General features: G+C 34.4%; 5 protein-coding genes. All 5 read right to left on the reverse strand.

What is annotated here, in order from left to right:
- Positions 1 to 13 precede the first annotated feature (13 nt).
- The 5 genes from ypdE to FC88_RS00645 all read right to left on the reverse strand — a co-directional run bounded on the left by ypdE (position 14) and on the right by FC88_RS00645 (position 5,489).
- Positions 14 to 1,081 carry an aminopeptidase gene (ypdE, locus tag FC88_RS00625; protein WP_057811883.1) on the reverse strand — a complete coding sequence of 356 codons (1,068 nt, stop codon included), beginning with the start codon at positions 1,079 to 1,081 and terminating at the stop codon, positions 14 to 16.
- Positions 1,082 to 1,095: 14 nt separating this feature from the next.
- Entirely contained in the window at positions 1,096 to 1,416 is a 321-nt protein-coding gene (locus FC88_RS00630; RefSeq protein WP_057811884.1) for a PTS lactose/cellobiose transporter subunit IIA, read from the reverse strand.
- Positions 1,417 to 1,420: 4 nt separating this feature from the next.
- A complete protein-coding gene (locus FC88_RS00635) occupies positions 1,421 to 3,343 on the reverse strand; it encodes a BglG family transcription antiterminator (RefSeq protein WP_057811885.1) in 1,923 nt (640 codons plus the stop codon).
- Positions 3,344 to 3,509: 166 nt separating this feature from the next.
- Positions 3,510 to 4,430 (reverse strand): L-lactate dehydrogenase, encoded by a 921-nt coding sequence (locus FC88_RS00640; protein ID WP_057811886.1) that lies wholly within the window; start codon positions 4,428 to 4,430, stop codon positions 3,510 to 3,512.
- A gap of 147 nt (positions 4,431 to 4,577) precedes the next feature.
- Positions 4,578 to 5,489 carry an L-lactate dehydrogenase gene (locus tag FC88_RS00645; protein ID WP_057811887.1) on the reverse strand — a complete coding sequence of 304 codons (912 nt, stop codon included), beginning with the start codon at positions 5,487 to 5,489 and terminating at the stop codon, positions 4,578 to 4,580.
- Positions 5,490 to 5,598 lie beyond the last annotated feature (109 nt).

Below are 5,598 nucleotides of genomic sequence, written 5' to 3' on the forward strand. Positions count from 1 at the left end.
TCTTAACTTTTCTTTATTTTTCCAAAGTGGCTAACTTGTTCTTGCAATTTGCGTCTATTTTTTCTTGTGTTACTTGTGGAAGTATCTTTGTATACAATTTTGCAATATTATCAATATCATTCACATCTACAATTGAAGCTGCACAGTGACCATAACGACAAGGTAAGCAAGTTGTAACTGTCGCAATCCCTTTACCAACCTTATGAGCTTCACCACTATCAGTCCCACCATTATTAAACATGTCATATTGAAGCGGTAAGTCATATTTAGTAGCAGTATTTCTAACTAGACTGACTAATTTTTTGTTAGGGGCCATTGTTCGATCAAAATGAGTTAACATTGGTCCCTTACCCATCTGACGATTATTTGTGTTATCAGTTCTGAATTGATTTGGATAAGTCGCAACATCAATTGTGAAGTAAATATCAGGTTTGATCATTTGTGCTGAAGTTTTAGCGCCCCTTAATCCAACTTCTTCTCCGTATGTTCCGATGTAATAAATATCATTTTCATGTTCAATATTTTGCATAGCTTTAGCAATTTCTACTAGTGCAAAACAACCGTAACGGTCATCCATAGCTTTACCCATGTATGTATCAGGTAAATTTGTAGATTCGAATTCCGTTCCAAAAGATAACATGTCTCCGACATTAATTCCTAAATTTAAAACATCTTGTTTAGTTTTAGCTCCAATATCGAAATACATTTGAGAATCTGCTGTTTTTTCATATTTACCAGCAACTAAACCATTGAGTTTCTTACCATCTTCTGTAGTCAATCTTAATCGTTGAAATGCTAAAGTATCAGTTTTAACACCTCCAACGACAATTAACATGATCAACCCACCATCAGTAATACTACGAACCATGAATCCTACTTCATCCATATGTGCTGCAATAGCGACCTTAGGCCCCTTGCCTGTACCTTTTTGGATACAAATCATACTCCCTAAACCATCATAAATTGTTTCATCGCAATATTTTGCTAAGGTATCTCTCAAAATATCCCTAACCTCATCCTCACAAGAAACTATTCCATCAGCATTTGATAATCTTTCAAGTACTTTTACATCGACACTCATTAAAACTTCCTCCTTTATTCTTCTGTCGCTTGCTTATCCTTTAACATTCCTATCATTTCTTCAATTAAATCTCTCGCCAATAAGCTCGTCATTAAATGATCCTGTGCGTGAACCATTAATAGTCCAACTGGAGTTTTTTCTCCACGAGCCTCCTTTGTAAGCATATCTGTTTGTAAATTATGCACTTCAGCACTAGTTTTTCTGGCTTCTTCCATCTTAGAATCCGCTTCTTGAAATTTGCCTTTTCTTGCCAATCTTAATGCTTCAAAAGCTAGTGCTCTACTATCTCCAGAAATTGAGATGATTTGAAATACTTTCATTTCTGTTTCGTCCATGACATTAACTCCTCTTAATGGCCAATGTTATTTTGTATAGAAATTCTTTGTAGTTTCTAACTTGAATAACCGATTTCAGCAAATCTTTATCTTTCATCAATTCAATCATCATTCGACTGATTTCTTGATGAAGTGTTAAATGCCCACGGCCAATGTTGATCAAAAATATTATTTGTACTTCCTTATTCTTATATCTGATTGGTTTTTTTAAAATCGTTACATCGATTACTTCTTGGTTAGCAACATTATTCATCGGGTGCGGTCCAGCTATACCATCTTCGTAGACCGTACTAATTTTTAATTCCCGTTCCAAGACACTATCTTTATAGCCAAATTCAGCTTTACCGCTCCTTTCTAACGCTGTTGCTCGATTTTCTAAAATGGAAAGATAATCATTATCTTCACAAATGTGGAAATTATCGGCATCGAATAGTCGGATTATAGATTGCATTTCGTCCACAAATTGTTTGGGATCTTCACTCAACAATCTGACTGATTTCTCTACCCTATTCAGATTGTCTCTAGATAATATGGGATCTATTTCAATAACTGGTATTTCAAAAATTTGGTCAGACAAATCGACTGTAGAAACAATCAAATCATCTTCAGAATTAATTTTATAAAGCTCATTTGTCGCAATAGTCTTAATCTTAGACTTTGGAAATAATCGACTAATACCTGTTTCCAGTAAGTATCCAGCGCCTCTTCCATCTTGAGTTAAAACTACAACATTACGATAATTTTCCATCTCAAGTAATTTTTGACGTTCCAAGCTAGCAGCAAAATAGATAGCCACATATCCCAATTCATCTTTGCTTAACTTATGTGCCAAATCTTTGTTCAAATAATGCATAAAATCTAGTGATGCATTGATAACATTGGCATATTTCACATAAACATCATCAATCAATGGATTAGTTAATTGATGATTAGTCGTTAAACGTTTGAACAATGTAGCGACATGTATCAACAAGAAACTTTGTAATTCTTCATCATCTTTAAAGTTCGTTTGATAAGATTTATCAACTTTGATCAAAGCTTGATGTATTCTTTTTTGTAAATATTGTTCTTGATTAGTCTCTACAAATGACAATTTTCCTATCATTTGTTTCTTTAAATACAGAACCTCGAAGTCAGGAATGTCCATGCCATAGGTTTTCTCAATATAGCCAACAATATCTTGAACTAACATCTCTACTTGATCATTACCGTCGCCCGTATCTTCCGATTCAGATACACTAATGTAATTCTTCTTAAGCAGTCTAAAAATTAGTAGTCTCACATGCTCAATAACATTTTTTAGCAACAAATCATTAATAGATAAATTATTTTTTCTAAGACTATCTTCAATAGCTTTACGTAACTCGTTACCATTAATCATTTGTGTAAATGTAATGTACTCCGGTGTCATAACTGGAGCTGACAATTGCATTCTAAAGAGATCGATTATTGCCTGGCGTTTATCACGTTCATTACCAGAAATGTAAATACCATAGTGAGGCTTGCCAACAACTTTCAAGTTTTTCTCTTTAAAGAATTGATTAGTTCGTTTTAGATCATCTTTGATAGTAGAAACACTGACTCCAAATCGTTCAGACAAATCCTTTAGCGTAATAAAATCACCGGCTAACAATAAAATAATTTCTAAATTAAAAAGTCTCTGTCTGACGTCTGTCATAGTCGTATTAACTTGTCGAAGTTGATGAGTGTATTCTTTAAATTTTTTATCATCAAAGATTTCTAAAACGTATCCTTTGTCTCGAATGTTATTAATCCTGAAGCCATTCTTTTTACCCGCATCGTTTAGCTTTTTTATATCAGAAGAAACAGTTCTGCAACTAACATTTAACTTTTGACAAAAATAATCCCTTGTAATTGGATTTGGCAAATTTGTTCTTAATAAATTAAGAATATTACCATATCTCATGAGTTTTTCTCCTTTCCAGTTCATATTGTATCCGCTTTCAAAAACAAACAAAATAATGATTCTTGCAATTCATATTTGCAAAATATATCTCATACATAAATTCTAATAATACCAAAAAAGCCGATAGTTTTTTCTATCGACTCATATGATATATTCTTTTCTTTTTTTAAACTTGTTCAGCTAATTTGTTTTTTATGAAATCAGCTGAGTATTGCAACTTGTCCAATTCTTCTTGTGGCAAGTCCAATTGCACCTGTTTAATGACACCTGTTCTTCCAATAATGGCTGGATATGACAAGTAAGTTCCATATTCTTCACGGTAATTAGAAACTGGCAGTTCAATATGAGCATCATTCAAGACTGCCAAAGCTAACTTCACAGCTGCAGTTGAAATACCATAATTAGTATATTTCTTACCACTAAAGACTGTGAATCCACCCATTCTGATATCTTCATTCAATTTATCAAGGTCAAGGCCATCCTCTTGAGCCCAGTCTTTAATAGAACGATCCATCACTTTAACAGTAGACCAAGCTGTGAATTGAGAATTACCATGTTCACCCAAATTGTAACCTTCGACAGATCTTGGATCGACATCTAAAGCTGCTCCAACGGCACGTTTCATTCTAGCGGAGTCCAATAAAGTTCCAGTTCCCATAACTTGATTCTTAGGTAGTTTTGTAATCTTTTGATAAATCGAAACTATGACATCATTAGGATTACTAATAACTACGATACAACCGTGAAATTTTGTTTGGTGAATTTTCTTTGCTACATCGGTTACAGCTTCACTAGTGATTTCTAATTCTGCAAATCGATCCGGTACTACTCGATCCTGCAATTTGATATTACCAACAGCCGAGATAATAACGTCAGTGTCATCTAATTGAGAGTAATCATTCACGAAAATATTAGTGTGAAACGGCAAATTAGGCATCGCATCTTCAAAATCCAACGCATCAGACTTTACTTTCTTTTCGTTTTTATCAATCAAAACTAAATCATCGGTAAAACCACTAGCAACGATATAATGCGCACATGCTGCACCAACGTTACCCATTCCGATGATTGCTACTTTTCTAGTCATAAAATCAGCCTCTCAATCTATTAAAGAATTTCTGTTTGTGACTGCCATTATACTCTAATTTCATTAAAATATAATTAATAATTTAAAATAATTAAATTTTGGCACCAAAAAAGCCACTCCCTTTCGAGAATGACCAAACTTCAAAACCTATTTAAGATTTTTCTTGATGTAATCAGCCGAATATTGCAATTTATCCAATTCTTCTTGTGGCAAATCTAATTGTAATTGTTTCAAAATACCTTCACGTCCTACAATAGCTGGATATGATAGATAAACTCCGTATTCTTCACGGAAGTTAGAAACTGGCAATTCGATTCTGGCATCATTCAAAATAGCTAATGACAATCTAACCGCAGCGGTTGAAATTCCGTAGTTAGTGTATCCTTTGCCATCGAAGACTGTAAATCCACCCATACGAACGTCTTCATTGATCTTATCTAGGTCAAGACCTTCATCTTTAGCAAGTTTCAAAATTGATTGATCCATTACTTTAACTGTTGACCAAGCTGTGAATTGGGAATTGCCGTGTTCACCCAAATTGTATCCAGAAACTGATCTAGGATCGACCTTGAAGGCTTTACCAACGGCACGTTTCATACGAGCTGAATCTAGTAATGTACCAGTTCCAATAACGCGTTCTTTAGGGAAACCTAGTACTTGTTGATACATCGAAGTCATAACATCATTAGGGTTACTAATTACGACCATGATGCCATGGAATTTTGTTTGTTTGATTTTGGCAGCAACTTCTTTAACATCGTCACCAGTTGGTTTCAATTCTCCAAAACGGTTAGGATGGTCGCCACCGATCAACTTAATGTGACCTACAGCTGAAATAATTATGTCAGCATCGTCCAATTGTGAATAGTCATTTACAAAAATATTAGTGTGGTATGGAAGATTTGCCATTGCGTCCTCAAAATCCAACGCATCAGCTTTGACCTTCTTTTCGTTTTTGTCGATTAAAACTAAATCATCCACAAATCCTCCAGCAACGATATAGTGAGCACAGGCTGCACCAACGTTACCCATTCCAATGATTCCAATTTTTCTTGTCATAAAAACATTCCTCACAGTCAATATTTTTTGATTCTTTCTGAACTTCAGTTAGTGTAATATTCCGTCCTCCATAGCAAAGAAAATTTGGCTGGAATGCACTCTGCCTTGT

The sequence above is a fragment of the Companilactobacillus futsaii JCM 17355 genome, from assembly GCF_001435505.1.
In the GTDB taxonomy this organism is placed as follows: domain Bacteria; phylum Bacillota; class Bacilli; order Lactobacillales; family Lactobacillaceae; genus Companilactobacillus; species Companilactobacillus futsaii.

Bases quoted from the DNA above. Each gene is read 5' to 3' on its own strand.
- FC88_RS00630 (WP_057811884.1), bottom strand. From the start codon at position 1,416: ATGGACGAAACAGAAATGAAAGTATTTCAAATCATCTCAATTTCTGGA.
- FC88_RS00640 (WP_057811886.1), bottom strand. From the start codon at position 4,430: ATGACTAGAAAAGTAGCAATCATCGGAATGGGTAACGTTGGTGCAGCA.
- ypdE (WP_057811883.1), bottom strand. From the start codon at position 1,081: ATGAGTGTCGATGTAAAAGTACTTGAAAGATTATCAAATGCTGATGGA.
- FC88_RS00635 (WP_057811885.1), bottom strand. From the start codon at position 3,343: ATGAGATATGGTAATATTCTTAATTTATTAAGAACAAATTTGCCAAAT.
- FC88_RS00645 (WP_057811887.1), bottom strand. From the start codon at position 5,489: ATGACAAGAAAAATTGGAATCATTGGAATGGGTAACGTTGGTGCAGCC.